The following is a 25,458-nucleotide window of genomic DNA, read 5'->3' on the forward strand; positions in this document are numbered from 1 at the left end:
TGAGGCGGATGATTGTTTCCAACCAAGAATAACTGTCCGACAGGTCTGCGTAAACGGGATAATTGCCCAGAGTCTCACGATAAATTGGCAACGGCGGCAGAACGACATCCACACCGAGACTGGCGGCTTCCAGCGCGGGCAGGCCAAAGCCTTCGACAAAACTGGGAAACAGCAGGCCACATGAGCCCGCGATCAGCCCCGCAACCTGACCGTCCGGCAGGCCGGAAAACTCAAACACCGTGCGACCCATGAAAGCTGCGGTGTCGAGGCGCTGAAAAACCGCATCATTCATCCATCCGCGCCGCCCGAGAATCAGCAGATGCGGAACCTCCGCTTCCGGAAGTTGATCATGCAGGTTCTGCCAGAGGTTGAGGAGGAAGGCGTGGTTCTTGCGCGGTTCAATCGTGCCGAGCGTGACGAAATAGGGCTGGTCGCGCGGCGGCATCGGGTCAGGTTGCGGCGGGTCAGTACCAAGCAGCGCCACGACGCCTTCGGGGATGCGATTGAAGCGGGCAAAGTGGTTTTCCGTCTGCGCGCGGTTGATCGTGGCGGTATGGATCACCAGATCGGCGTGGCGGGCGGTCGCGGCCAATTTGTCGCGAAACACGCCAACGGTGTCGGGGCGCGAGAACTCCGGATGATCGAGCGGGATGGTGTCATGGATCAGCGCCGCGATTTTGCCGGCACCGCCCTCGCGCAGTTTCGACAGAATGTCGTCGGTCAGGTTGGCGTGACCGGTGTTGAGATAGGCAAAGCCAGCCGGCAGGACGCGGCGCAGCATCTGTGGCAGGCGGGGCGGGATACAGCGCGCAAAGGCCAGTGCGCGAATGGCGGTTTCGGACTGGGCCAGCACCGGATCACTGCGCCGCGTGAGGCGCGACAGCAGGTCGGCGGGCGGCAACGGTCCTTGTTTTCGGAACAGGTTTTGAAACGCTGCCATACCGGCGCGATCAAGCAGCACAAAACCCGCGCCGCTGCGCAACAGCGCAAAGCACGGTTCGGTCAGTGCAAGCAGCCGCGAAAGATAGGCAGCCTCCACCCGGTCAACCCCGGTCGGTTGGCCCTTGCCCAGACGCGACAGCAGCCGCGTCAGGTCAAGCAGCCGGGCGGCGGGCGGCATCGGGTTACTGCGCCGCCTTTTGCTGCGCCATCATGTCATGCAGAAAATCGCTGAATTCCCGTTGCAGGTCTTCGCGCGCGAGGCCAAAGGCAACCGTTGCCTGCAAGAACCCGGCTTTGGAGCCGCAATCGTAGCGTTGGCCGCGGAAGCGGTAGCCATAGACCGATTCCTCCCCCCCGATTTCCTGCGCGATGGCGTCGGTCAGTTGAATCTCACCTCCGGCACCCTGCTTCATCTTGTTGAGGTTGTTCAGCACATTCGGCGACAGGATGTAGCGACCGATGACCGCAAGGTTCGACGGCGCTTCGGAGGCTTTGGGCTTTTCGACCATGCCTTTGGCGCGCACAATGGCCCCCATATCCTCGGCAACATCGAGAACGCCGTAGGAACTTGCCTTTTCCGGCGAGACTTCCATCGTCGCGACCATGTTGCCACCGGTTTCGGCATAGGCCTCCACCATCTGCTTCAGACAGGGCTTTTCCGCCGCGATCACGTCATCCGGAAGCAGGACGGCAAAGGGTTCATTGCCGATCAGCCGCCGTGCGCACCAGACTGCGTGGCCAAGACCAAGCGGGCGGTTCTGCCGGACATAGGCGATTGCGCCGCTGTCCATATTGGTGCCTTTCAGGACTGCAAGCAGCTCTTTCTTGCCGGCTTTGCGCAGTGTATTTTCCAGATCCGGTGCAACGTCGAAATAATCCTCCAGCGCGGATTTGCCGCGCGAGGTGACGAAGATGAATTCCCTGATGCCAGCGGCGCGCGCCTCATCAATTGCGTATTGGATCAGCGGCCTGTCAACCAGCGTCATGATCTCTTTCGGGACCGACTTGGTTGCCGGCAGGAAGCGCGTTCCCATCCCGGCGACCGGAAAGACAGCTTTGGTGATCTTCTTGATTTTCATAGCCTAGTCCCACCCATGCATTTCAACATTACCACAAGTTCGTTCTTGCAGAATGATAGATGACATTCGAATTAGGTCAAATTTCGACGCGAACATGACCATTTGGAAACGGTTTGCCTTGATTGACCACATTTTTGCGACAATTCAAAGCGACTCGTCGGAGATTGGGCGGAATTGTGACCAGCGGGCTGATTCCTTGGCGCGGCGGGTTGCGGCGCTTTTCCACACAAAGCGGGGGCCATCGCGAAAGCTGCGGCCAAAGCGCCCGCCGCTTTGTTCCCACCAGCCGCCCGGATTGAACCGGTGGCGATGCGGGCGCAGGCCGGGGGCCAGCAGGACAAGGGTCGCAATCTCTCCCCGTGCCACGGCATCTTGGGCGGCGGCTTTGAGTTTGGCGCGGTTCCACAGGTTTCCGAACACAAGGCGGCCCTTGCGTGGTCCGGTGCCGGGCAACGGGGAGAAGGCCGTTGGGGTGGCTGTGATCGGTTCTGGCGCGAGGCGATGGCGCAGCGCATTGGCGTCATGGATGCCGTCATGCACGGTTCGCATCAGGCGGCGTACATCGCGCGGCTCCAGCCCGCCGCTGATCATATGGCGCAAAAGCCGGGCGCGTTGTTCGGTGATATGGCGACCTAAGGCATCGGCGCTTTGGCCATGGCGCGCGATGAACAGCGCAAGGCTATGCCCGATCTGCGTCAGATCGGTGGGGATGCGGTCCGCCCGGCGCCGCGCCGATGCGGCAAAGCCGTGATGGACCACGGCACCCGGAACCACCGCTGTCAAGCCGCCCAAAGCGGCAAGCCGAAGGTTCACATCCGCCTCATCCAGATAGAACGAATAGACCGGATCAAACCCGCCGATAGCCAAAAGCGGCGCAAGGCGAAAGGCGCAGTTGGTGCCTTGCGTCTTGATCGCGCGGGTCGGTGTGCCGGGATGAAGGCTGGTTTCAGGCGGGGCGTCGAAGGGTTCGTCAAATCCATCGCCGGTTATCCAGGCGGCGCGCCATTGCCATTGCAACCCGGACCGCCCCAGAACAAAACCACCTGCCGCATTGACCTTCGGGTTGGAAAAAGGCGCGCAGAGGCGGGACAGCCAAGTCGGTTCCGGCACCGAATCATCGTCGAGAAAGGCGACAACGGGTGCAGCGGCAAGCCGCAGGCCGATGTTGCGGGCGGTTGAGATGTTGGGTTTGTCATATTCCGCCAGCTTCACGGCGATTCCACTGTCACGCACCGCCTGCGCCGCTTGCGGGTCCGCGACCACGATCACCTCAAACGCCGGGTGGTCCATCTGTGCCACGCCCGCCAAAGCCCGCATCAATGCCGCCTCGCGGTGACGACTGACGATGATGAGGCTGGCATTCGCTGGTATCATCGCTTCAACGCGACCCCCGGCGCATGGGCGATGAAAAACGGGTTGTCCCAGCCGGGTTTGCCGTAAATCAGCGCGGTGTGATCATCAAAGCGCACGACATGGCCGCCCGCCCCGCGCAGAACGGCGTCGCCTGCCGCCGTGTCCCATTCCATCGTGCGGCCCAGCCGGGGGTAAAGATCAGCCTCTCCGGTTGCGACCAGACAGAATTTCAGGCTGCTGCCGGCGCTGGTCATGTCGCGCACCGCATATTTGCCGATATAGGCATCGGTCGCGGCATCGCGATGGGATTTGGAAGCAACGACCATGAGGGCGGCATTGTCCGGCCCGGACACCCGGATCTCGCGTGAGGGACCGGCGTTATCCTTCAGGAATGCCCCGGTTTCCTCCACCGATTGGCCATCAGCGCGGGTATAGAACAGCCGCCCCTTGGCGGGGGCATAGACCACGCCGCGCAAGGGAACACCGTTCTCGACATAGGCAATGTTCACCGTAAAATCGCCGCGCCTTTGCACGAATTCCTTGGTGCCGTCCAACGGATCGACGATCAGGAACGTGGTCGCCTGCAAGGCATGGCTGTCGGCCTGTTCCTCGGTGATCAGCGGAATATCGGGGTAGGTGGCGCGCAGACCCGCCGAAATGATCGCATCTGCCGCTTCATCGGCCTCGGTCACCGGGCTGGCATCGGATTTGGCGCGCACGTCGAAATCATCCGAGGCATAGACCTGCATGATCCTGTCGCCCGCTTCCAGCGCCAACTTGCGCATCTGCCCCACGAGGGAGGAAAAGTCCATTCAACGCTCCGTAATTCGTGATTTCGGGATTATTGCAAAAACCCTTATAATCCATTATGTTCGTTTGATAAGGGTTCGGCAAGATTTCCCTTATATAACCTTTCGGTGGGCGTGGAAGAGTTGAGGTAGGACCGCGATGTTCCAGCGTGTAGCCCGGAAGGGACCGTTTCAGACGGCATTGGGTATGGTGGAGTTGATCTTCCATGCCAGTGTTCGGGATGTCCGAAAAAACCACGGCAATGCCGTCATCGGCCTTTTGTTGAACATCATGCAGACGGTGATTCTGGTTGCCGTGTTCTTCGTGATGTTCAAACTTCTCGGGCTGCGCGGGTCGGCGATCCGGGGCGATTACCTGCTGTACGTCATGTCGGGCATCTTCATGTTCATGACGCATATCAAGGCGCTTGCTGCGGTATCGGGCTGCGGTGGTTCGACCTCTGCCATGATGAAACACGCACCAATGACAACCTTTGTTGCAGTCAGTGCCGCCGCGCTCAGCGCGCTGTATATTCAGGTTTTGTCGGCCTCGGTGGTGCTTTATGTCTATCACGCCGCGTTCCACCCGATCACCATCCATGATCCGATCGGCACCATGGCGATGTTGCTGCTGTCATGGATCAGCGGCGTTGCCATCGGCATGATCTTTCTGGCCGCAAAGCCGTGGCAGCCAGAGGCCATCGGGGTCGTGACGATCCTCTACCAACGCGCCAACATGATCGCGAGCGGCAAGATGTTCGTTGCCAACGCGATGCCCACGTCCAAGCTGAAGATGTTCGACTGGAACCCGCTGTTTCATACGATTGATCAGGGGCGCGGCTTTGTTTTCCTGAACTACCATCCGCATTACAGCAATTACATGTATCCGATAAAGGTGACACTGGTGTTGTTCATCATCGGTATCATGTTTGAAAACTTCACCAGCAAACACGCGTCGCTAAGCTGGGGCGCCAAGAGTTGAGGGCGCTTTGGCTTGCCGTCTGCCTGTGGGGTCTTGCCGCGGGATGGGCAGCGGCGCAGATGTTTCCGGCGCTTTATGATGTTGCGGGGGTTGCAGCGGATGATGTGCTGAACCTGCGCGCGGAACCGAGTGCAGCGGCGCAGAAGCGCGGCGAACTTGCTCCGAATGCCGTCGACGCAGAGGTGTTGCGCGTGTCGGAAGATGGGCGCTGGGGGCTGGTTGCGATGTCCGAAAGCACCGGCTGGGCCGCGATGCGGTATTTGCAGCGGCAACCGGGGCCGGATTGGGACCAATCGCCGACAAGACTGGCCTGTTCGGGGACGGAACCGTTCTGGTCGGCAAAACTCGACGCGGCCAAGGGGCAGGTTTTCCTCGATCAGATGGATAGCGAGACCCTGGGTCTGTGGTTTGACTGGAAGGCCGAAGCGGATGGGCGGCGCGGGGTTATTGGAATGTCGCTGCTGGGACCAGCACGGGTTGGCTTCGCGACCTTGACCGGCCAATCCTGTACCGACGGGATGAGCGACCGGGAATATGGCATCGCGCTGACACTGTTTCTGAAAGGGGTCGATGGCAGCAGTGCCGGGACCAGCGGCTTTTCCGGTTGCTGTCGGTTGGCACCTTGAGGTCGAAACGCCTCAGCGGTTGGTGAAAAGCTGAATCGCGACAACCGCATCGCCGGACAGATGCGCTTGCGGCGCATCGAACAGCATGTCGTGGCGGCCAAGGGTGTGCGGGCCGACCCGAACATCCCCCAATGAAAACAGGCACAGGATCGCGCCTTCCATCGGCGCTATTGCGGTGTTGGATAGCACTTGGACCACCGGCAACGGTAAGGGGCGGCGGGTCATCACGTTGAAGTCAATCGAAGGCGCGGTGACATTTTTCGCGCTGATCGCGACATCGCCGGGAAAGGCGACCGGATGCAGTGGGGCGGCGTGCAAATGCACCTCCCCCAGCAGATCAAATCCGGGGCCAGCGATCACGGTCAGGTTGCGGTCGATACCGGGAAATTGGGAAAACGGGCCGTTCTCCGCCACGCTGGCCATGGAAAAGCGCCAAAGAAAGCCCTGCGCACCGTCTTGGCGCAGAATCTCCACCGTGGTTCCGCGCCCGTTGGCCCAAGGCATTTCGGTATAATCGGCGCGAGTCAGATGCCGCGTTTGGGGTGCGGTCATTCTGCGGCCTGCTTGCCAATGACCGGCGGTGCGGATTCGGGTGCCAATTCCTCAAAATCAAAATTGTCGAGTTTGGCGGCGCGTTTTCCTGCACGTTCGGCGGCGGTGCCGATCCCTTCCAGATCGGCGCGGGCCTGATTGAAATGGGTGTTGAGCTTGTCCACCCGGTCCACCACCAATTCCACATCACGGTGAAGCAAGCGCAACGTGGCGCGAATCGCCCCGGCCTGTTCGCGCATCCGCGCATCTTTCAGCACCGCGCGCATGGTGTTGAGGGTTGCCATGCAGGTCGTGGGGGAGACGATCCAGACCTTCGCATCAAACCCGTCGCGCACAAGTTCGGGGAAATTGGCGTGCAGTTCGGCATAGACCGCCTCGGACGGCAGGAACATCAGCGCGCCATCGGCGGTTTCGCCATCAAGGATGTATTTCTCGGAAATCGCCTTGATATGCGCCTTGACGGAAACCCGCATCTGCCGCGCGGCATCAGTCAATTCCTGCGGGGATTGGGCGCGGCGCAGCGCCTCATACGCCTCCAGCGGGAATTTGCTGTCGATCACGATAGGGCCGGGGGGATTGGGCAGGTGGATCAGGCAATCGGCGCGCTTGCCGTTCGAAAGCGTGACCTGCATCGAATAGGCATCAGACGGCAACGCCTTGTGTACGATGTCGTTCAACTGGATTTCGCCAAACGCACCGCGGGTTTGCTTGTTCGACAGAATATCCTGCAATCCCAGCACATTGCCGGACAGTTTTTCGATATTTGCCTGGGCTTTGTCGATGGTCTCCAACCGCTGCTGCAATTCACCAAGGCTGCGCGCGGTGCGGGTGGAGGTGCCTTGCAAGCTTTCCGTCATGCCGCGCTGCACCTCCATAAGACGCTTTTCCATCAGTTGCAGCATGGCGGTTTGGGAATGGGTCTGGGTTTCGGAGACGTGATGCAACCCGCCCGAAAGCCGCTCCTGCCCTTCGGAAAGGTACTGCACCCGCTGGCCAAGTGAGCCGATTTCGCGCAGCAGCGGTTCGGTGGCTTTGGCGGATTGGCCCGTCGCGCGCAAAATCAGAAGAAAGAATGCAAGGACAACAAGGGCGGCCCCGCCGATCAGCAGGATCAGCGGGTCGTTCCATTGGTAGATTTGGCCCGAAATTTCAATCATCTGCGCCCGAACAGTTTTTCGATATCGGCCAGTTTCAGCTCCACATAGGTGGGGCGGCCGTGGTTGCATTGACCCGAAAGCGGGGTTGCCTCCATCTCTCGCAGCAGCGCGTTCATTTCTTCGGCGCGCATCTGGCGGCCGGAGCGGATGGAGCCGTGGCACGACATGCGCGACAGAACCGCATCCATGCGGGCCTGCAAACGGTCGGAATTGCCAAGGTCCGCGAGGTCGTCGAGGATGTCTTTCAGCAACGCGGTTGCATCGACGCGGCCAAGGATGGCGGGCGTTTCGCGCACGGCGATGGCCGCGCCGCCGAAACCTTCGATCACAAGGCCGAGGCCCGCCAAGGCGGGGGCCGCATCCAGCAGGCGGGCGGTGTCGCTGGCGGAAAGCTCGATGATTTCAGGGATCAGCAGGGCTTGGGTCGCAATGCCTGCCCCATCCCGTTGCGCTTTGAGCCGTTCATAGACAAGGCGTTCATGGGCGGCATGTTGGTCGACGATCACGATACCATCGGCGGTTTGCGCGATGATGTAGTTTTCATGCACTTGTGCGCGGGCAGCCCCCAAGGGCAGGGATTCTCCGCGTTGGTCGGAAGATTCAATGCGGGCCGAAGGCGCCTCGGCAAAGCCCATCATCGGCTCGGGTGCCTGAAAGGTATAAGCGCGGGAAATTGCGCCGACACTGGGGCGCTCCATCTGATAGACGCGCGGCGCTTGGCCAGGTTCGGGTTGGAACGCCGCCAAAGTTTCCGCCCCCACGGTTGACGATGCGCGATGCCCGGCCTCGGCCAAGGCATGGCGCAGCGTGGAGATGATCATTGCGCGGGCAAGCGCAGGGTCGCGAAAGCGGACTTCGGATTTCGCGGGGTGGACGTTCACATCGACCTGTTGCGGGTCACATGCGATGTTCAGCACAGCGGCGGGGTGGCGGTCGCGGCTGAGGACATCCATGTAAGCGGCCTTGAGCGCGCCGTAGAGTATCCGGTCCTGCACCGGGCGGCCATTCACGAACAGGTATTGTGCGGCGGAAGACCCGCGCGAATAGGTTGGCAAAGCGGCGTAACCGACCAAGCGCAAGCCTTCGCGGGTATGGTCGACCGCGAAGGAATTATCGGCGAAATCGCGGCCAAGCACGGTGGCAACGCGCCCATGCAAGGCGTTGAAGAAATCGCCCGGTGCGGGATCGGCGCGGAACATCACGCGCGCATCACCGCCCGACACATCGCGCAGGGTGAAACCAACCTCCGGCTCTGCCAGTGCCAGCCGTTTCATCACTTCGGCAATCGCCATCGCCTCTGCCCGGTCGGAGCGCATGAATTTCAGTCGTGCCGGGGTGGCGTAAAACAGGTCGCGCAATTCGACGATGGTGCCACGCGTCAGGGGGGCAGGGCGTGGAATGTCCATCCGTCCCCCCGAAACGGCGATCATCATGCCGTCACTTTCGGCGGTGCGCGAAGTGATGGTGAGACGGCCAACCGCGCCAAGCGAGGGCAGCGCCTCGCCCCGGAAGCCGAATGAATGGATATTCAGAAGATCAGATCCGTCGATCTTGGAGGTGGCATGGCGCGACAGTGCCAGTGGCAAGTCGTCGCCGGTCATGCCGTAGCCGTCATCGGAGACGCGAATCAGGGTCTTGCCCCCATCGGCATAGTCAACCGCAATCCGGCGCGCGCCTGCATCCAATGCGTTTTCGACCAGTTCCTTGACGGCGGACGCCGGGCGTTCGACTACCTCCCCCGCCGCAATACGGTTGATCGCGCCTTCGTCCAGTTGGCGGATGACCGGGCGCGGGATGGGGTGAATGTTGGGGGTCGTGGCGTTCATGCCACCAGTTCTAGCATGCGGCGGACAATCCTGCCACCACATGCGCAGGGTTATCCACCGCTTTTCAAGCCGTCAGGGTGTGGTGGTCAGCCCATCCGGTTGCCCCACGACGACAAAATGCAGATCATCCGGTTTCAACAGACGTTTGACGATTTTAGCCATGTCGTCCAGCGTCACCGCTTCGATCTTTTCGTTGCGGGTTTTGGCGTAGTCGATGGGCAGACCCTCGATCTGCATCCCGACAAGGATGCCCGCGATGCGGGAATTGCCATCGAAACGCAAGGGATAAGAGCCGGTCAGGTAGGTCTTGATCGCGGCCAGTTCGTCCGCCGTGACCCCATCCTTCACAACATCGGCCCATTCCTGCTTTATCAGGCCAATCGCCGGGGCGACATTGGCATTGGCGCTGGAAAACTGGCCGAGCATCAGTTCAGCGTGATCCATTGGCCACAGATAGGTGCCGATGCCATAGGTCAGCCCGCGCTTGTCACGCACTTCGGTCATCAAACGCGCGCTGAACCGGCCACCACCCAGAATTTCATTGAGCATATAGGCCGGGATGAAATCAGGATCGTCGCGTTTGATGCCTTGCTGTCCAAAGACTACCGAAGATTGCGGACTGGGGAAATCCACCACCGTCACCCCACCTTTCAGCGCATAAACCGCGTCTGGCGGCAAGGCCGCACCAGTGGCCGGCAGGTCACCGAGCAGTTTGTCCAGCAAAATCCCCAATTTCTCGGCGTCGATATCGCCAGCGGCGGCAACATAAACGCGGTCGCGCACCAGCGACGCCTTGTTGGCGGCAACGATATCGGCACGGCTGAGCCCGGCCACGCTTTGTTCGGTGCCGCTGTCGGCGCTGCCGTAGGGATGCTTGCCGAAGGCCATCATGTCGAAGCGGCGTTGCGCGATGGTCGCGGGGTCTTTGGCGTTGGACTGGATGTTGGAAATCACCTGACCGCGCACACGTTCCACCGCGTCGGCATCAAAGCGCGGCTGCGTCAGGGCAAGATGCAAAAGGTCAGTCGCTTCCGCCTGATTCTCGGTCAGGAATTGTGCGGAAACGCCGATGGAATCATCATTGGCGGAAAAGCTGAACTGCGCGGCAAGTGCATCGCGCGCCTCGGCAAAGCCTTGCGCGTCCAGATCGCCTGCACCTTCCTCAATCAGGGCGGTCATCAGGTTGACCACGCCGCGCTGATCCACCGGATCGAGTGAAGTGCCGCCGCGAAACAGGATTTCAAGCGCGGTGAAGGGGATGCCGTGGTCTTCGACCAGCCAGGCCTTGATGCCGCCGGGCGAGGTCACGGCTTGAATCGGAATCTCGGCCTGCGCGGGCAGCGCGAAGGCGACAAGTGCCGCAAAAACGAAACGCATCTTCATGGCTTGGCCTCCGTTTTCGGGTCAACCGGTTGGGTCAGCCAGCCCGTTACCGCGTTCTTGCGGTTCAGCACCTCATGCGCGGCCTGCATCACCGCATCGGGTGTCACCGCTTGCAGCACCTGGGGCCATGCCTGCACATCGGCAACGGTCAGCCCGCTGGTCAGCGATGCCCCGTATTCGCGCGCCAGACCGCCCACATTGTCACGGGCGTAGATGTCATCGGCGCGAAGTTGGCGTTTGATGCGGTCAAATGCGGCCTGATCGACGCCATCGACAAGGAACTTCGCGATCACCTTGTCCATGTCCGCCTCGGCATCGGCAAGCGAAACACCCGGCACTGGCATGACCACAAAACCGAAGGTGGTTTCATCCAGTGAAATCCCGTCATAAAAGGCGCTGGTATAGATCGCCTTGGCATCAGCCCCGAATTGCATGGCGCGGGCTAGAACCGAGGTTGTGCTGCTACCGCCCAAAAGTTCCGCCAGATAGGTCAGAGCCGCTGCCTTGTCCTGCGCGCCTGAGTTGCGTTCCGGCGCAAGATAGGTGCGGATGACATAGGGCTGCGCCACGCGCGCATCCGCCATGGACAGGCGGCGCTCGGCAAGTTGCGGCGGCTCGGTCGGGCGCATCCGGATCGGCAGGTTTGCCGTCGGCGCAATCGGGCCATAGTATTTCTCGGCCAGTGCCTTTACCGCGTCAGGCGCAATGTCCCCTGCCACGATCAGGATCGCGTTGTTCGGCGCGTAATAGGTATGGTAGAAATTCAGAGCATCTTCACGGCTGAGCGCTGCCATTTCGTGCCGCCAGCCGATCACCGGGATACCGTAGGGGCTGTTCATATATTGCGCGGCATCGCGCTGCTCACTGAATAACGCGCCGGGGTCGCTGTCGGTGCGCTGGGCGCGCTCCTCCAGAATCACGCTGCGCTCGGTCTTCACGATGTCATCGGTCAGGATCAAGCCGCGCATGCGGTCCGCTTCCATCTGCATCATCAATTCCAAACGGTCGGCGGCAACCCGTTGGAAATAGCCGGTATAATCCTGCGTGGTGAAAGCATTGTCATTGCCGCCCTGTGCCTCCACGATTTTCGAAAAATCGCCGGGGGCGACGGTGGCGGTGCCTTTGAACATCAGATGTTCCAGAAAATGTGCGATGCCGGATTTCCCGGGGGCTTCATCGGCGGCCCCGATCTTGTACCAGAGCATCTGCGTCACGACAGGCGCGCGGTGATCCTCGATCACAATCGCTTCCAGCCCGTTGTTCAAGGTGAAGGTGGTAACCTTGTCGGCGCATGCGGCCCCGGTGGCGGCAATGGTCAAAACCACGGGCAGCAACAGCATGCGCAACATCGGCAATCCTCCGTCAGGGCGCAAACCGGACGGGGTTTGCGAAAACACACCTACGCGGCTGGATCGCGGGGTCAAGCCGTTTTGACGCTTTAGTGATGCGCGGGGAGCCGCCGTCATTCGCCTTTTTTGGCGGGCGGGGCGGAAACGGTTTTGACGCCACGCGCGCGCCAGCGCCGCAATTCCGCCTGCTGGTTCAGCGATTGGCGTTTGTAGGCGCGGTAATAGACGTTTACGTTGAACAGGCGTTCCAGAACGCGGCCCTTGTTGTTGGTGCGGAATTCAAGGTCTTCCGCCGCCAGGGCACTGCGGATGTCGGCTGCACGGCCATAGCGCGAAGCATAGTTGACAAGCCCGCCATCGCCCGCCGGAATCCCCGCACCTTCGCGCAGATGACCGCCGAGTGCGGCAACGGCATCGGCTTCCGGTGTCGGATCGGTCAGGTTGCTGCCGCCAAGTGTCGGTTCGGGCAGGGCTTTCAAGTCTTCGGGCATCTGCAACGGTTTCGTCGGCAGGATACCGAATTCATCCGGACCATTGCCGGGGGAGGTGAGGTTCATCAGGTGCGGCTCTCCGCTGCTACAGGCGGCCAGCGTCAGCATCGCGACTGCGGCGAGTGCCAAGACCCCTTTTCCTGCAAGCATTTGTGTCTCCCTCAAAGTTCTTGCCCTTGTTTAGCCGAAACTTATCGGCGCGTCACGGGGTCTTTCGCGCCTTTCTTTTCGCCCTTCTTTTTGCCATCGGAGGCGAAAAGGACCAAACCCGCCGCACCCCCGAATATCGCGATATCCGCGACATTGAAGGCATAGGGGTTGTCGATACCGCAGCAGGACACATTCAGGAAGTCGGCAACCGCGCCGTAAGCGAGGCGATCCACCACATTTCCCAAAGCGCCGCCGATCAGTATCCCTGCGGAAATCTGTGCCAGTTTCGGTTGTCCGCGCCGCGACATCCAGCGCCACACCCAAGCGGTGATCACCAGCGACACCGCGACCAGAATCCAGCGCATCACATCGGAATTATGTGCGAAAAGCCCGAAGTTGACGCCCTTGTTCCATGCCATGCGAAAGCTGAGATAGGGCGGCCAGATATCCATGTCGCCCCGTTCCGGCAGGTTCAGGCCAAAGATCACCGCCAGTTTACTGGCTTGGTCGAGGGCGAATACAACAAGGGCGGTCCAGAAGATGCGCATTTCAGTGCCGGAAATGACGTTGGTTGGTAAAGATCATCGCAAGGCCAGCGGCATCGGCGGCGGCGATCACCTCATCATCGCGCATTGAGCCACCGGGTTGGATGACGGCCGTGGCCCCGGCTTCTGCCGCCGTGATCAGCCCGTCGGCAAAGGGAAAAAACGCATCCGAGGCGACAACCGCGCCGCGTGTCAGCGGTACGGGCAGGCCCATCGCTTCGGCCATATCCTGCGCTTTGCGGGCGGCGATACGGGTGCTGTCGACCCGGCTCATCTGGCCTGCGCCAATGCCGACTGTCGCACCATCCTTGACATAGATGATGGCGTTGGATTTGACGTGTTTCGCGACCGTCCATGCCATCAGCAGGTCACGAATTTCAGCATCCGTGGGACTGCGCTTGGTGACAACGCGCAAATCGTCCATTGTCACGTTCACCGCGTCCCGGTCTTGCACCAGAAACCCGCCCGCAACCTGCCGGAAGGCAAGGCCGGGGGTGGTGGCATCGGGCAGGGTGCCGGTGGTCAATAGCCGCAGGTTTTTCTTGCTTGCAAACACCGCGCGGGCGGCATCATCGGCATCGGGGGCGATGACAACTTCGGTGAAGATCTGTGAGATCTTTTCGGCTGTGGGGCCGTCAAGCATCTGGTTCAAAGCGATAATGCCGCCGAAAGCCGAGGTTCGATCACAGTCAAATGCACGCTCATAAGCCTCCGCCAAAGTCTCGGCTGTTGCCACGCCGCAGGGGTTGGCGTGTTTGATGATGGCGCAGGTCGGGCCGCTTTGGGCAAATTCCGCGACCAGTTCAAAGGCGGCATCGGTGTCATTGATGTTGTTGTACGACAGCGCCTTGCCCTGCCATTGTTTTGCGGTTGCGACACCGGGGCGGTTGGTGCCATCAGTATAAAACGCCGCCGTTTGATGCGGGTTTTCGCCGTAGCGCAGGGTTTGTGCCAGGGTGCCAGCAAAGGCGCGGCGGCGCGGGGCCGCGAGGTCCAATGCACCCGCCATCCATTTCGACACGGCGGCATCATAGGCGGCGGTACGGGCATAGGCGATCTGTGCAAGACGTTGGCGGAAGGCGTAAGAGGTTGCGCCCGCGTTGGCAGAGAGTTCCTCCAGCAAAGCGGTGTAATCTTCGGGGTCGGTCACGACATTGACGAAACGGTGGTTTTTGGCGGCAGCGCGGATCATCGCCGGGCCGCCGATGTCGATATTTTCAATGCAGGTGTCATAGTGAGCGCCTTTGGCAACAGTTGCCTCAAACGGATAAAGATTGACGATCAGCAGGTCGATTGCTGCGATCCCATGCGTTGCCATCGCGGCACGGTGGTCGGGATTGTCACGCAACGCGAGCAAGCCGCCATGGATTGCCGGATGCAGGGTTTTCACCCGCCCATCCATCATTTCCGGAAATCCCGTCACATCGGCAACATCGCGCACCACCAGCCCCGCGTCCCGCAAAGCCGCCGCTGATCCGCCAGTCGATAGCAGTTCCACGCCATGCGCCACCAATGCCTTGGCCAGATCAATCAACCCGGTCTTGTCCGACACTGACAACAGCGCGCGGCGAATGGGGTGAAGATCGGCGGTCATGGGCGGTTTCCTTGCGGCAGCTTCGGGTCAGATCGAATACACGGTGTCGTCGCGTTCCAGATCGCGGATGGCCAGCGGAGTATCCTGTGCCTTCGCCAAGGTCCAGCCGATCACCGCGTCAAATTCCGCGACTTGCCCCGAAAGCACGATTTGTTTGGCCGCACGCGGCATCAGGCGGCCTTTCTCCAGATAGACCGAAGGTTCTACTGACAAGCCACGGGAGCCGGAATGGCGGAAAATCCAGATCTCACCGCTTTTGAGGGCGAGGGAGACCGCATTGCCGCCCATGTCAATCGCCGCATCGACATCGGGATGCAAATGAAAGCGGAGGGTGAAGCGCACCTCCCCCCCACCTTTGCGGGTGATTGCAGCGGCGAGGCGGGCACGATTTTCAGGTGTCGCCGCCGTCAGTTCATCCTGCCCACCCAATTGGCGGCCATCATGCGACAGCAGCAGCAGGCGCGAATGGGTCAGGCCGTGGGTGCCGACCCACCCGTCATGTGCAAGGCGCAACGCGTGGCCTTCGGCGGTCTCCGTCGGGCGGGTTTGGGTGACATGGGCGCGGTCGGCCAGAATTTCCGGGGTGCCACGGTTGAGACGGCTGGAGGAATAGCCATCAAGTGACAGGGTGGAATGGCTGGGGGTGGCGCGACCTGCGCGGTGCCATTCGATGCCAAAAGGCTTGCCGGAGCCACAATTCACGATGACGGGGCGGCGACCGGAGGTCATCTCGAACGCAAGGGTGGAGGCGTGGGCGGATGCCCCGGCATGGCCCCCCGGCGGATCGGCGGCGTCGATGATGACCGAAGTGCGCCCCGCACCAAGCCGAAGAAAACCCATTGCGGGCCCGTTGCCGGGTGCTGCCTTGACGCCCGAAGCCGCAAGCGCGTGGTCGAGCCGCCCGTCCATCCCGCGCCCGCCGCCGTGAAACCGCGCCAGCGCGCCATCAGAATGGCGCAGGCTGCGCAAGGTCGGGGCGATGCGCGCAATCGCGGCGCGGTGGGCTTGGGGGACAGTTTGATCGGCTTGACCCAGCGCCTGCGCCGCCCATGTCAGCAAAGTGAACACCTCCAGCAATTCCTCGGGGGAGCGGGTGGGAAGGCCGCCATGCGCGTCAATCTCTGCCTCACATTCGCGGGCGAGTGCGGCAATCGCCGGGGTCACAAGCCTTTCCATTCCGGTCAGGGCAAGCCCGGCATAGATCAGCCCGGTCAGCGCCTCGAACCGTGGCAGGCCGGGGGCCGAGGCGTGCCAGCGCCGCGACAGAAACATGGTTTGCGCCGAAAGGGCGCGGAAATAGCGTTGGGTATCGGCGGAACTGCGCCCGTTCATCAGGAAGATCGCGTGATTGATCCAGCGGATCAGGCGCCTTCCGGTCAGGTCAGGGGTCCAGCCCGGCCCTTTGCCGCGACCATAACGCGCGATCCACGCCCAGATCCACTCTTGCGCGCGGGCGCGGGCAATCGGGTCGCCGACCGCTGCCATGTCGTCGAGCCAAGCGAAGCCATGCGCCTCCAGCCAGAATTCCGGGGCGGATGTCGGCAAATCCCATAGCAGGGTTCCGGGAGATTCCACCAGATGTCCGGCCAGCAGGAAATTGCCCGCCATCAATTGCTTGCCGCGTGCGAACAGCCCGATGCTGCGCGGTTCGGGGTGAGAGACGAATCCCGTCGCCGCATGACTGCGCCCGGACTGCCACGCGGCCCATCGGTTCTGCCAATGCGTCAAGCGCGCTGCGAACCCTTCTGTGGGGAAAGTCGCCAAGGTGCCTCGTGCTGCTGCCACTCAATGAAAACTGCCCGGTTACGGGTCTGGTTCGGGCGATCATAGCGGCGGCTATGCGCGCTGTCACCGCTAATTGATCTTTGGCGGTCAGGGAATACGAATCCGTGCCATGAAAAACCCATCCATCCCGCCGATATTGGCCCAGTAATCCGGGCGCAGGCGCAATCCGCCGCGTTCTGTGATCCATTCGGGCCGGATGCTGGGCAGGGTTGGCGGCTCCACCGTCACGCCGGGGCGACGGGTCAGCAGGGCGTCCAACTGCGCCTCTCCTTCTTCGGGCAGCAGGGAGCAGGTGCAAAACACCAAGCGCCCGCCGGGCTTCAGGAAGCCAAGCGCGCGGTCGATCAGCGCGGTTTGCAGGGCGACGAGATCGGGGATGTCGGAGCCGTCCTTGATAAAGGGCAAATCCGGGTGGCGGCGAATTGTGCCGGTGGCGGAGCAGGGGGCATCCAGCAGCACGGCGTCGAACAAGGATTCGGGTTGCCAATGCAAGGCGTCGGCGGTGATAATTTCTGCGGTAAGTCCGGTGCGTGCGAGATTTTCACGCAGCCGCGCCATGCGAGGGCCGGAGATGTCGAGCGCGGTCACTATCGCGCCGGTAGCGGCGAGTTGCAGGGTTTTGCCGCCCGGTGCGGCGCAAAGATCCAGCACCGCTTCGCCCGGTTGCGCATCCAGCAGGCGGGCGGCAAGGGCGGCAGCGGCGTCTTGCACCCACCAATCGCCGGAGGCAAAGCCGGGAAGTGCGGAAACCTGTGTCGATTGTGCAAGGCGCAGGCTGCCGGTGGGCAAAGGCGTGGCAGTTTCGATTTCAAAGCTGGTTTTTGGCGTCAGGTCGAGTGGTGGGGTTTGTGCCTGCACCGCCTCGATGGCCACAACAGTTTCCCGGCCCCAAAGATGCACCAAGGGTTGACGCAGCCATTGCGGCAGACGTTGTGGCGGGAGCTTGGCAAAGAGGTCGGGCGTCGCCGCAACCTTGCGCAGCACCGCGTTGACCAGACCGGACATATGCCCGGTACGATTGCCATTGCGCACGAGGTCGACCATCGCATTGACGACCCCATGCGCTGCCGCACTGTCCACCGCCAATTCCACAACTGCCAACCGCAGCGCATTCAAAACAAGATCAGGCGGGGATTTGCGCAAGTACGGTTTCAACACACGGTCGGCGGGTTCAACATGCCGCAGCGTGGTCAGAACAAGGCGCTGGGCGCGGGCTTTGTCGGATGGCGAAAGTGGTGCGAGGGGGGAGTTCGGGGCGTCCAGCGCCTGACCAAGCTGTTGCCCTTCATCCAGAACCGCGCCCAAAACCGTGACCGCTGCCCGCCGCGCCGCTGTTCCATCCACTGCCATGCTGCGGCCCCTTGTTGCCTGATTGCGTCTTGCCGCCTATATCAAACCTAGATCAGAGACAAGAAAGCCCGCGCCATGCCCGTTGATGACAGCCAGAACCCCGCTTTGCCCGCCGAGATGCCCCCTGCCGCCCAACGCGCCCTGGCCGAGGCCGCAGCGCGCCGCAAGGTGGCGGACGCAGTGGAACGTCCGATCGAGTTGGGCGGGCGCAAAGGGCCGGAACCGGTGCGCTACGGCGATTGGGAGCGGAAGGGGATTGCGGTCGATTTCTGATCCAGCGACGATTTCTTTATCGCGGTTCAAATCCGGAAGAACGGCTGCGCCAGACGCGGCAACAAGCTATTGAAGCGCAATGGCGCATCGGTGGCGGCAAGGCAAATACAATCGGCACCCAGGTCCGCAATGGGTTGGTGGTTCAGGTCTTCGTTGGCAATCTCCAGATCACCGGGACCGAAATGGTCGATCTCATCATGGAATGCACCTTGCAACACAAGCGTCAGTTCGGTGCCGCGATGGCCGTGATCGGGAACCGCCCGGCCTGCCGGAATATAGAGCAGACGGGCAGAGGCGGCTGTGTCGGTCGGCAGAATGGCCTGCCGCACCCCCATACCAAGGCTGCGCCATTTGACCGCCGCAAGATCGGGACCGATGTAATCAACCAAAGGTGCGGGGACAGAGTCCTTGCCGCGCCGGGACGGGGCCGCGGGAGCGGCGCGATCCAGCCGCGCCAAAGTTGCTTGGAGGCTGCCCGGCCCCATCGCTTCCCGGTTGCCTGCTTCGAGTAGCACCCCGCCGATGGCATCGAAGGCACCCAGCCGCGCCCTACAGTCGTCGCAAAGCGTAAGATGCACCGCGAGAACAAGGCTGAACGCCTCCGGCAAATGTCCGGCGGAATAGGCCATCAGCAGCGGGTCGGATATATGGTGGCGGATCGTCATCGTCTTCACCTTCAACTCAACTTATGGCGCAGGCGGTCGAGCGCCAGTCTGATGCGGGATTTTATGGTGCCAAGTGGCAAGCCGGTTTCCGCCGCAATCTCGCTATGCGAAAGATCGCCAAAATAGGCGCGCTCAACCAATGCACGTTGTTTATCGGGCAACAGTGCCATCGCTTCGGCCAGTTTTGCAGTTTCTTCGGCAAGGGCAAGCGTGTCATACTGGTCCGGCTCTGCCTCTGGCCCCCAAGGCAGGTCTTCGGGTTCCGGCCTGCGGGATTTGCGCAGCGCGTCGATGCGGCGGTTGCGGGCGATGGTGAACACCCATGTCGCCGCAGAAGCGCGGGTCGGATCATAAAGATGGGCCTTTTGCCACAGCGTCGCCATCACGTCCTGCGCACATTCCTCCGCCAGGCTGGCGCTGGCGCCGGATTTCATCAGATAGCCTTTGATGCGCGGGGCGAAATGGCGAAAGAGCGCGGCAAACGCGCCTTTGTCGCGATGGTCGCGGACCCGAAGGATCAGCACGTTCCAATCATCCTGCCCGTCTTCGACTGTCACTGACCCACCTTTTCGACGCGACATGAAAGCCGTGCCCCGGCCAGCATAGGGTGTCAGGCGGCGCGGCGCATCCGCTTTTTCAAAAGCCGATTGATGGTTGATCTGTTGCAGCATGCCAAGTTTACGCCCGACGCCGTGGATTGGATCACGCAAGATCGAATTCCCATCGGTTGCGGTGTTGATTGATCCATTTGCGCCTTGGTTGCGTAGACGCTTGCAGTCGAACTGCAACCCAAAGGACGCCAGATGCCATTTGAATCCAAAGGACCAGCCACGCGCCGTGTTGCGGTGATCGGCGGTGGTATTTCCGGCATGGCGGCGGCGCATCTGCTATCCTCCGATCATCAGGTCGTGCTGTTTGAGGCCGAAAAGCGGCTTGGCGGCCATGCGCGCACGGTTCTGGCCGGCAAGCGCGGCGATCAACCGGTCGATACCGGGTTCATCGTGTTCAACCATGTGAATTACCCCAATCTGGTCGGGCTTTTTGACAAGCTGGGTGTGCCCACGGCCAAAAGCGATATGAGCTTCGGGGCTTCGATCAACGGCGGCGCGTTTGAATACGGCTTTCGCGATTGGAAAGGGTTGGTCGCGCAGAAACGCAATCTGATGGACCCGCGCTATTGGGGCATGTTGCGCGACATCACGCGCTTCAATGCAGAAGCCGAGGCGATTGCGGGCGATAGTGGCATGACCATCCGCGAGTTTCTGGAGCGTCTTGGCGCGGGCGACTGGTTCCGAGATTACTATCTTTTGCCGCTGTCCGGTGCGATCTGGTCGACGCCGACGCAAGGTATTCTGGAGTTTCCGGCGCAAGCCATGATTGCGTTTTTCAAGAACCACGCCTTGCTGACGGTGACCGGGCAACATCAGTGGTATACGGTGCAAGGCGGATCGGTCGAATATGTACGGCGGCTGCAAATTGCGCTGGAAGGCGCGGGCGTCGACCTGCGCCTTGGTGCTGCGGTCGCGGCGGTGCGGCGCGAGGCCGGGCAAGTGATGATCCGGGCGAAGGGGTCGGAATGGGAAGGCTTTGACGAGGTGATCTTTGCCACCCATTCTGACGACACCTTGAACCTGCTTTCCGACCCCACCGTGACGGAGACAGCGGCGCTGTCGGCGATCAAATATCAACCCAATGATGTTGTTCTTCATTCCGATGCAAGCGTGATGCCGAAACGGCGAGCGGCGTGGGCGTCGTGGGTCTATGTCGAAGGTGCGGGGCCGCGCCCGGACCGGATTGACCTCAGCTATTGGATGAACTCCCTGCAACCGATTCCGATGGATGACCCGCTTTTCGTGACGCTGAACGCCAATCGCCCGATCCGGGAGGAGCTGATCCACGACCAGATTACCTTCCGCCACCCGGTTTACGACCTCGGCGCGTTGGCGGCGCAGGCGCGCCTGCGGGCGGTAAACGGAGCGGATCAAACGTGGTTCTGCGGCGCGTGGATGCGCAACGGCTTTCACGAGGACGGCTTTGCCAGCGCCGTCGATGTGGTGGAGGCAATGCGCGCGCGGCAGCTTCGGGTCGCGGCATGAGCAAGATCGACCATATTGCGGGCCAGACCTTTCACGGCCGGCGGGGGGAGGTGGAAAACGCCTTTCGCTATGCTGTGGATTATGTGCTGCTGAACCCCGACGATGGCGAAGGGCCAAGCCTGTTTTCGCGCAATCGAGGCAATTTGACCTCGGTTTGGGACAGTGACCACGGTGGCCCACCGAAACAAGGGCGCGGTGTGGCGTGGCTGCGGCAGGTGTTGGCCGAACATCGCTTGCCGGGTGGGGAGTGTGTGGAGTTACTGACCCAACCGCGCGTCCTTGGCCATGTCTTCAACCCGGTGTCATTCTGGCTGTGCCACGATGCGGAAGGGCGGTTGCGCGTTGTGGTGGCAGAGGTCAGCAACACCTTCGGCGACCGCCATTCCTACCTTTGCCACCGTGATGACCTTGAACCGATCACCCGCGAAGATCGGATCAAGGCGCAAAAGATATTCCACGTCTCACCGTTTCAGCCGGTTTCGGGCGGGTATGAGTTCCGTTTTGATATCACGCCGGAACGCATCGGGATCTGGATTGACTACACCAACGGCAACGACGGTTTGATCGCCACATTGACCGGACAGCGTGCGCCCCTGACCAATCGGGCCATCCTGCGCGCCTGTTTGCGCCGCCCGTTCGGGTCGCGCCGCGTGCTGGCATTGATCCATTGGCAGGCGATCAAGCTGTGGTTGAAACGGGCGAGGTTTTTCACCCGACCGGAGCCGCCATCGAATGACGTGTCGAAGTGAATCCGCAAGGCGGTCTTTTGCCGTGGTCACTGTTCGGTGCGATGATCGCGGCGGCGGGTCTGCCGATCTATATCCATGCGCCGAAGTTCTATGTTGATGAATACGGTGTCTCGCTGGTGACGCTTGGCGTCGTTCTGTTCGGGTTGCGGCTGCTCGATGTGGTCCAAGACCCGGCATTTGGCTGGTTGGCGGAAAAGACGCGTGCGCATCGGCGGTTTGGCGTGACGGTTGCGGCGCTGGTGCTGGCGTTGTCGATGATCGGGCTCTTCGCCATACCGCCGCTTTTGCCGCCGCTCTGGTGGTTCGCGCTGACATTGACCGGGCTGTTCTCGGCTTTCTCTTTTCTGACGATTGCGTTTTATGCGCAGGGTGTTGCCAAGGCGGCAACGCTGCCCGGTGGGCATTTGCGGCTGGCAAGCTGGCGCGAAGCGGGGGCGTTGGTCGGGATTTCGCTTGCCGCAATCGCTCCCACGCTGTTGGGTTATGTCATAGCGCGGCCTTTCGCGGGTTTTGCCTTGGGTTTTGCGTTGTTCGTGTTGCTGGCAAGTTTCGCGATGCGTCAGCAATGGACGGCCGCAGCGACCGGTGCCGATGCCTCCCCGCTTACCGTCCTTGCCGATCCGACTGCGCGGCGTTTTCTGGCGCTTGCGCTTGTCAATTCCGCCCCGGTCGCGGTGACAGCGACGCTGTTCCCGTTCTTCGTGGAAAGCCGTATCGGCGCGGCTAACCTCAGCGGACCGCTCCTGTTGCTGTTTTTCATCACCGCCGCGCTGACCGCTCCACTTTGGGGCCGGATCGCCGCGCATTTTGGTCAACGCAACACGCTGCTCGCGGGCATGGTACTGGCGATCATCGCCTTCGCTTTTGCCTTGACGCTCCGAACGGGTGATGTGCTGGCCTTCGCAGCAATCTCCGCCGCGTCGGGTGCGGCGCTTGCTGCCGATATGGTGCTGCTGCCGGCCCTCTTTGCCCGCCAACTCGCGGCGCATAAGGGGGGCGAGGCGATGGGCTTTGGCCTGTGGTCCTTTGCGTCCAAGCTGACGCTGGCCTTCGCGGCGCTGGTGCTGTTTCCGGTGCTGGGGGCCTACGGTTTCACCTCCGGAAGTGCCAACTCCGCGCAAGCTTTGCACGCGCTGACCCTGCTGTACGCGGGCTTGCCCTGCGCGCTGAAACTCGCGGCGATCGCGCTCGTGGTGCGAACCCCGATGCAAGAGGAACCAAGGTGCAGCAGCGAGTCGCGACCGGCGTAGGGTCAGCCCAACCCTTGCGCGCTTGGCCCCGGCATGATGTTGCATTACGCTTGTGGGCTTGACCCGGCCCGAACCCGAAAAGGATGCTCAGCATGAGGCAATGGCAAGGAAAACGATACTGGCTGATCGGCGCGACAGAGGGCTTGGGCCTCGCCCTCGCCCGCCAGATCAGCGCGGCAGGTGCCGAGGTGGTGCTGTCGGCGCGCTCCGCCAGCGGGTTGCAACGCGCGGTGGCGCAAATGCCGGGCAAAGCGCAGGCGGTGGCGCTGGATGTGGCCGATGCCGCTGCGGTCACGGCTGCGGCGGCAGAGATCGGCGCCGTCGATGGCGTGGTGTTTCTTGCGGGCGTCTATTGGCCGATGGCCGCGCAAAACTGTGACGCCGAAAAGCTGGAGGCGATGTGTGACGTGAATTTCACCGGTTGCGCGCGGGTGATCGGTGCCGTTCTGCCCGCAATGGTGCAACGCGGAAATGGTCATCTGGTGCTGACCGGCTCGCTCTCCGGCTTCAGGGGCCTGCCGGGTGCCATCGGCTACGCCGCCTCCAAGGCCGGTGTCATGCGCCTTGCCGAATGCCTTTATGCCGACCTGCGCGGCAGTGGGGTGACGGTACAACTTGCCAATCCCGGCTTCATCCGAACCCGCCTGACCGAGAAGAATGATTTTGCGATGCCATTCCTGATGGAACCCGAACGCGCCGCGCGTGAAATCTTTGAGCTGATGCAAACCGACCGGTTCCGCCGGAACTTTCCCACCCTGTTCTCTTGGCTGTTCCGCGCCGCGAACATCCTGCCGGATTGGGCCTATTACCGGATTTTCGCGCCGAAATGAAACAGTTCGCGTTGAACATGACTCACCAAACGTTGCCAGATATCAAATATTTCAAAGCATCAGGTGATGTTGGCATCTCAAGTCAAACGCCGGAGCCTGCCTCCTTCCCCTTTCATCTGTTCAAAAATATCCACAGCAAGGTTGCACATATCGCGCCGCGTCAAACCTGTGCGACATGGCCGTCAAACAGCCTCTTTGCCCGGCCCCAAACCCCCGCATCCAACCTATTTAGCGTCAGGAGAGAGGGCAACAACAACCCGGCGAAATCCTCGCTGCTTTCCACCGGCAACAACGACGGCAGGTTGTCGATCGCGGTCACATCCAGCAGCGGATCCTCGCAAACCCGCAGCGCGGGGGCGGCCCAATCGGTGGCCCGGTCATAGACCTTGATCGGTGAAAAATCCGAGGTCGGATCGCAGGCGATATCGCCAATCACCGAAAGCGCCCGCTTCGCGTGCAACGCGCTTTGCGGCACGAACACCGGGCAACCGGGCCGCGCAAGGATGCAGTTGAGGAAAATCTCATGCGCCAACACTTCCGGGAACGGGCCACCGCTGGCGGTTTCCGCCATGTCCCATTTGGTCACCGTAACACCCAACGCCTCGCACAGGTCGGACGCGCCGGTGCCAACCCGCCCCAGCGCCCCGATCACCAGCGCGCGGGGGAGTGGCACGCCGGTCGTCGCCAGATCCTTGCCCAGATCATCCAAAAGCGCCTGTTTGCCGGGATAGTTCGTCACCGGACCCGCGACCCGGCCGCCCTGCTGCGCCGCCCAGCATTTCAGCGCTACCGCCGCCCCGGCATATCCGGCCCAATAGCCAAAGGCCGCCACGCGCCGCCCGGCTTCATCAACCAGATATTCGATGTCGTAAAGCGCCCCGCCGCCAGCCTTGAACCGGCGCAACAGGTCTTGCCCTGCGGGTTGCCCCTTGTAGGCATGGCCAAAAAGGATATGGCGATGCACCAGCGGCGTGCCATCCTCTGGCAGTTCCTTCAGCCCGAAGATGATCGCATCCCGCGGCGCATCGGGCCAGGAATTTTCTGCCGCGATGGCACAACCTGTTGCCCGATACCCGCCAATCGGGATCGCCCGGACCGAGCTTTCCTCCACCGTCACCTCAAACCCCGCTGCCAGCAATGCCGCGACACCGTCCGGGGTGATGCCGACCCGCTCCTCATTCGGGCGCTGCTCGGCCCGGACCCAGATATGTGTCATGTCCTGTTCCTCATTCTGAGTGCAATTCATCAAACCCGCGTCGCTTTGCCCGGGTCTGGAACCGTTCGGCAGCAAGGCAGGCGTCGCGAAGGTTGGCGAACCAGAGGATGCGATGTTGCCCGGAATTGGCCCCCGGTTTTCCGCGCATGCCCCATTCGCGCAGCACCGAATATTCGCCAAAGAGGTTATAAGCGACATCGACAGTGTAGTATCTGGCGCGACCGTTTTGGCAGTGTTGCAGATGAAAACCGATCAATTCCGCCCCCTTCGAACAAAAAGCAAACGGCTTTCGCTTGGTTTCTGATCCAAGGGATACCAGATTTGCAGGGGAGCAAAAGGAAAAACCGGATGGAACGGCGCGCGATGATCTACGCAATGGGAGGCTTGGCCCTGACCGGGGCGGTGGCCGCTGGCGCATATCGGTTGT

Annotated in this window: 25 protein-coding genes; 7 read left to right on the forward strand and 18 right to left on the reverse strand. The window is 61.6% G+C overall.

All coding sequences use genetic code 11. The features are described 5' to 3' along the window. From L0H65_RS01085 to cysQ, 4 genes are all read right to left on the reverse strand, one after another. The coding region (locus L0H65_RS01085; RefSeq protein WP_301456914.1) for a glycosyltransferase at window positions 1-1,120 on the reverse strand (1,120 nt) is incomplete at its 3' end. Between the two features lie 4 nt (window positions 1,121-1,124). Beyond that, window positions 1,125-2,021: a UTP--glucose-1-phosphate uridylyltransferase GalU gene (gene galU, locus L0H65_RS01090; protein WP_301456915.1), complete on the reverse strand. Its 897-nt coding sequence runs from the start codon at window positions 2,019-2,021 to the stop codon at window positions 1,125-1,127. 144 nt (window positions 2,022-2,165) lie between these two features. Further along, window positions 2,166-3,395, reverse strand: a complete 1,230-nt coding sequence (locus tag L0H65_RS01095; RefSeq protein ID WP_301456916.1) for a glycosyltransferase family 2 protein — start codon at window positions 3,393-3,395, stop codon at window positions 2,166-2,168. Further along, on the reverse strand, window positions 3,392-4,186 hold the full coding sequence (gene cysQ / locus L0H65_RS01100; RefSeq protein WP_301456917.1) for a 3'(2'),5'-bisphosphate nucleotidase CysQ: 795 nt from the start codon (window positions 4,184-4,186) through the stop codon (window positions 3,392-3,394). Before cysQ ends, L0H65_RS01095 begins: the two co-directional genes overlap by 4 nt. A 136-nt stretch (window positions 4,187-4,322) precedes the next feature. Between cysQ and L0H65_RS01105 the strand changes: the two genes are divergently transcribed. After that, complete coding sequence (locus L0H65_RS01105; protein ID WP_301456918.1) at window positions 4,323-5,144, forward strand: ABC transporter permease; 822 nt, start codon at window positions 4,323-4,325, stop codon at window positions 5,142-5,144. Continuing rightward, window positions 5,141-5,770, forward strand: a complete 630-nt coding sequence (locus L0H65_RS01110) for a peptide-binding protein (RefSeq protein ID WP_301456919.1) — start codon at window positions 5,141-5,143, stop codon at window positions 5,768-5,770. The genes L0H65_RS01105 and L0H65_RS01110 overlap by 4 nt, the downstream gene beginning before the upstream one ends. Window positions 5,771-5,782: 12 nt before the next feature. Here the strand turns inward: L0H65_RS01110 and L0H65_RS01115 are convergent, their stop codons facing one another. The 10 genes from L0H65_RS01115 to L0H65_RS01160 form a co-directional block, all read right to left on the reverse strand. Beyond that, on the reverse strand, window positions 5,783-6,322 hold the full coding sequence (locus L0H65_RS01115) for a HutD family protein (protein ID WP_301456920.1): 540 nt from the start codon (window positions 6,320-6,322) through the stop codon (window positions 5,783-5,785). Continuing rightward, window positions 6,319-7,479 carry a DNA recombination protein RmuC gene (locus L0H65_RS01120; RefSeq protein WP_301456921.1) on the reverse strand — a complete coding sequence of 387 codons (1,161 nt, stop codon included), beginning with the start codon at window positions 7,477-7,479 and terminating at the stop codon, window positions 6,319-6,321. Before L0H65_RS01120 ends, L0H65_RS01115 begins: the two co-directional genes overlap by 4 nt. Further along, entirely contained in the window at window positions 7,476-9,305 is a 1,830-nt protein-coding gene (gene mutL, locus L0H65_RS01125; protein ID WP_301456922.1) for a DNA mismatch repair endonuclease MutL, read from the reverse strand. The genes L0H65_RS01120 and mutL overlap by 4 nt, the downstream gene beginning before the upstream one ends. Before the next feature lie 72 nt (window positions 9,306-9,377). Continuing rightward, the gene (locus L0H65_RS01130) at window positions 9,378-10,682 is read right to left on the reverse strand and encodes a pitrilysin family protein (RefSeq protein WP_301456935.1); all 1,305 of its coding nucleotides are present in this window, start codon (window positions 10,680-10,682) and stop codon (window positions 9,378-9,380) included. A 2-nt stretch (window positions 10,683-10,684) separates the two neighbouring features. Next, complete coding sequence (locus tag L0H65_RS01135; RefSeq protein ID WP_301456936.1) at window positions 10,685-12,028, reverse strand: pitrilysin family protein; 1,344 nt, start codon at window positions 12,026-12,028, stop codon at window positions 10,685-10,687. 122 nt (window positions 12,029-12,150) lie between these two features. Continuing rightward, entirely contained in the window at window positions 12,151-12,678 is a 528-nt protein-coding gene (locus L0H65_RS01140; RefSeq protein ID WP_301456923.1) for a DUF3035 domain-containing protein, read from the reverse strand. Between the two features lie 41 nt (window positions 12,679-12,719). Beyond that, window positions 12,720-13,226 (reverse strand): signal peptidase II, encoded by a 507-nt coding sequence (lspA, locus tag L0H65_RS01145; RefSeq protein ID WP_301456924.1) that lies wholly within the window; start codon window positions 13,224-13,226, stop codon window positions 12,720-12,722. 1 nt (window position 13,227) lies between these two features. Beyond that, window positions 13,228-14,817, reverse strand: a complete 1,590-nt coding sequence (purH, locus tag L0H65_RS01150) for a bifunctional phosphoribosylaminoimidazolecarboxamide formyltransferase/IMP cyclohydrolase (RefSeq protein ID WP_301456925.1) — start codon at window positions 14,815-14,817, stop codon at window positions 13,228-13,230. 27 nt (window positions 14,818-14,844) lie between these two features. Beyond that, on the reverse strand, window positions 14,845-16,545 hold the full coding sequence (locus L0H65_RS01155; protein ID WP_301456926.1) for a heparinase II/III family protein: 1,701 nt from the start codon (window positions 16,543-16,545) through the stop codon (window positions 14,845-14,847). 144 nt (window positions 16,546-16,689) lie between these two features. After that, complete coding sequence (locus tag L0H65_RS01160; RefSeq protein WP_301456927.1) at window positions 16,690-17,952, reverse strand: RsmB/NOP family class I SAM-dependent RNA methyltransferase; 1,263 nt, start codon at window positions 17,950-17,952, stop codon at window positions 16,690-16,692. Window positions 17,953-18,027: 75 nt separating this feature from the next. On the opposite strand from L0H65_RS01160, the gene L0H65_RS01165 reads away from it, so the two are divergent. Beyond that, window positions 18,028-18,225: a DUF1674 domain-containing protein gene (locus tag L0H65_RS01165; RefSeq protein WP_301456928.1), complete on the forward strand. Its 198-nt coding sequence runs from the start codon at window positions 18,028-18,030 to the stop codon at window positions 18,223-18,225. 26 nt (window positions 18,226-18,251) lie between these two features. Here the strand turns inward: L0H65_RS01165 and L0H65_RS01170 are convergent, their stop codons facing one another. Further along, window positions 18,252-18,890, reverse strand: a complete 639-nt coding sequence (locus L0H65_RS01170) for a ChrR family anti-sigma-E factor (protein WP_301456929.1) — start codon at window positions 18,888-18,890, stop codon at window positions 18,252-18,254. A gap of 11 nt (window positions 18,891-18,901) precedes the next feature. Continuing rightward, window positions 18,902-19,471, reverse strand: coding sequence for a sigma-70 family RNA polymerase sigma factor (locus L0H65_RS01175; protein WP_301456937.1), 570 nt, complete (start codon window positions 19,469-19,471; stop codon window positions 18,902-18,904). Between the two features lie 222 nt (window positions 19,472-19,693). On the opposite strand from L0H65_RS01175, the gene L0H65_RS01180 reads away from it, so the two are divergent. From L0H65_RS01180 to L0H65_RS01195, 4 genes are all read left to right on the forward strand, one after another. Next, window positions 19,694-20,986, forward strand: a complete 1,293-nt coding sequence (locus L0H65_RS01180; RefSeq protein WP_301456930.1) for an NAD(P)/FAD-dependent oxidoreductase — start codon at window positions 19,694-19,696, stop codon at window positions 20,984-20,986. Next, entirely contained in the window at window positions 20,983-21,735 is a 753-nt protein-coding gene (locus tag L0H65_RS01185; RefSeq protein WP_301456931.1) for a DUF1365 domain-containing protein, read from the forward strand. The genes L0H65_RS01180 and L0H65_RS01185 overlap by 4 nt, the downstream gene beginning before the upstream one ends. Window positions 21,736-21,776: 41 nt before the next feature. Further along, on the forward strand, window positions 21,777-22,985 hold the full coding sequence (locus tag L0H65_RS01190; protein WP_301456938.1) for an MFS transporter: 1,209 nt from the start codon (window positions 21,777-21,779) through the stop codon (window positions 22,983-22,985). Window positions 22,986-23,077: 92 nt separating this feature from the next. After that, window positions 23,078-23,815: an SDR family oxidoreductase gene (locus tag L0H65_RS01195; protein ID WP_301456932.1), complete on the forward strand. Its 738-nt coding sequence runs from the start codon at window positions 23,078-23,080 to the stop codon at window positions 23,813-23,815. A 160-nt stretch (window positions 23,816-23,975) separates the two neighbouring features. On the opposite strand, the gene L0H65_RS01200 is transcribed toward L0H65_RS01195, so the two are convergent. Both L0H65_RS01200 and L0H65_RS01205 read right to left on the reverse strand, forming a co-directional pair. Then, a complete protein-coding gene (locus L0H65_RS01200; protein ID WP_301456933.1) occupies window positions 23,976-25,031 on the reverse strand; it encodes a saccharopine dehydrogenase in 1,056 nt (351 codons plus the stop codon). 10 nt (window positions 25,032-25,041) lie between these two features. Beyond that, window positions 25,042-25,287, reverse strand: a complete 246-nt coding sequence (locus tag L0H65_RS01205; RefSeq protein ID WP_301456934.1) for a WGR domain-containing protein — start codon at window positions 25,285-25,287, stop codon at window positions 25,042-25,044. Between the last annotated feature and the right edge of the window lie 171 nt (window positions 25,288-25,458).

The sequence above is a fragment of the Pseudorhodobacter sp. genome, from assembly GCF_030452865.1.
Classification (GTDB): domain Bacteria; phylum Pseudomonadota; class Alphaproteobacteria; order Rhodobacterales; family Rhodobacteraceae; genus Pseudorhodobacter.

What these genes read in the sequence shown, in the direction of transcription:
- cysQ (WP_301456917.1), bottom strand. Translation starts at nt 4,186, where the DNA reads ATGGACTTTTCCTCCCTCGTGGGGCAGATGCGCAAGTTGGCGCTGGAA.
- L0H65_RS01165 (WP_301456928.1), top strand. Translation starts at nt 18,028, where the DNA reads ATGCCCGTTGATGACAGCCAGAACCCCGCTTTGCCCGCCGAGATGCCC.
- galU (WP_301456915.1), bottom strand. Translation starts at nt 2,021, where the DNA reads ATGAAAATCAAGAAGATCACCAAAGCTGTCTTTCCGGTCGCCGGGATG.
- mutL (WP_301456922.1), bottom strand. Translation starts at nt 9,305, where the DNA reads ATGAACGCCACGACCCCCAACATTCACCCCATCCCGCGCCCGGTCATC.
- L0H65_RS01185 (WP_301456931.1), top strand. Translation starts at nt 20,983, where the DNA reads ATGAGCAAGATCGACCATATTGCGGGCCAGACCTTTCACGGCCGGCGG.
- L0H65_RS01190 (WP_301456938.1), top strand. Translation starts at nt 21,777, where the DNA reads ATGATCGCGGCGGCGGGTCTGCCGATCTATATCCATGCGCCGAAGTTC.
- L0H65_RS01180 (WP_301456930.1), top strand. Translation starts at nt 19,694, where the DNA reads ATGCCATTTGAATCCAAAGGACCAGCCACGCGCCGTGTTGCGGTGATC.
- L0H65_RS01105 (WP_301456918.1), top strand. Translation starts at nt 4,323, where the DNA reads ATGTTCCAGCGTGTAGCCCGGAAGGGACCGTTTCAGACGGCATTGGGT.
- L0H65_RS01115 (WP_301456920.1), bottom strand. Translation starts at nt 6,322, where the DNA reads ATGACCGCACCCCAAACGCGGCATCTGACTCGCGCCGATTATACCGAA.
- L0H65_RS01200 (WP_301456933.1), bottom strand. Translation starts at nt 25,031, where the DNA reads ATGACACATATCTGGGTCCGGGCCGAGCAGCGCCCGAATGAGGAGCGG.
- L0H65_RS01120 (WP_301456921.1), bottom strand. Translation starts at nt 7,479, where the DNA reads ATGATTGAAATTTCGGGCCAAATCTACCAATGGAACGACCCGCTGATC.
- lspA (WP_301456924.1), bottom strand. Translation starts at nt 13,226, where the DNA reads ATGCGCATCTTCTGGACCGCCCTTGTTGTATTCGCCCTCGACCAAGCC.
- L0H65_RS01140 (WP_301456923.1), bottom strand. Translation starts at nt 12,678, where the DNA reads ATGCTTGCAGGAAAAGGGGTCTTGGCACTCGCCGCAGTCGCGATGCTG.
- L0H65_RS01195 (WP_301456932.1), top strand. Translation starts at nt 23,078, where the DNA reads ATGAGGCAATGGCAAGGAAAACGATACTGGCTGATCGGCGCGACAGAG.
- L0H65_RS01135 (WP_301456936.1), bottom strand. Translation starts at nt 12,028, where the DNA reads ATGCTGTTGCTGCCCGTGGTTTTGACCATTGCCGCCACCGGGGCCGCA.
- L0H65_RS01130 (WP_301456935.1), bottom strand. Translation starts at nt 10,682, where the DNA reads ATGCGTTTCGTTTTTGCGGCACTTGTCGCCTTCGCGCTGCCCGCGCAG.
- L0H65_RS01175 (WP_301456937.1), bottom strand. Translation starts at nt 19,471, where the DNA reads ATGTCGCGTCGAAAAGGTGGGTCAGTGACAGTCGAAGACGGGCAGGAT.
- purH (WP_301456925.1), bottom strand. Translation starts at nt 14,817, where the DNA reads ATGACCGCCGATCTTCACCCCATTCGCCGCGCGCTGTTGTCAGTGTCG.
- L0H65_RS01170 (WP_301456929.1), bottom strand. Translation starts at nt 18,890, where the DNA reads ATGACGATCCGCCACCATATATCCGACCCGCTGCTGATGGCCTATTCC.
- L0H65_RS01095 (WP_301456916.1), bottom strand. Translation starts at nt 3,395, where the DNA reads ATGATACCAGCGAATGCCAGCCTCATCATCGTCAGTCGTCACCGCGAG.
- L0H65_RS01160 (WP_301456927.1), bottom strand. Translation starts at nt 17,952, where the DNA reads ATGGCAGTGGATGGAACAGCGGCGCGGCGGGCAGCGGTCACGGTTTTG.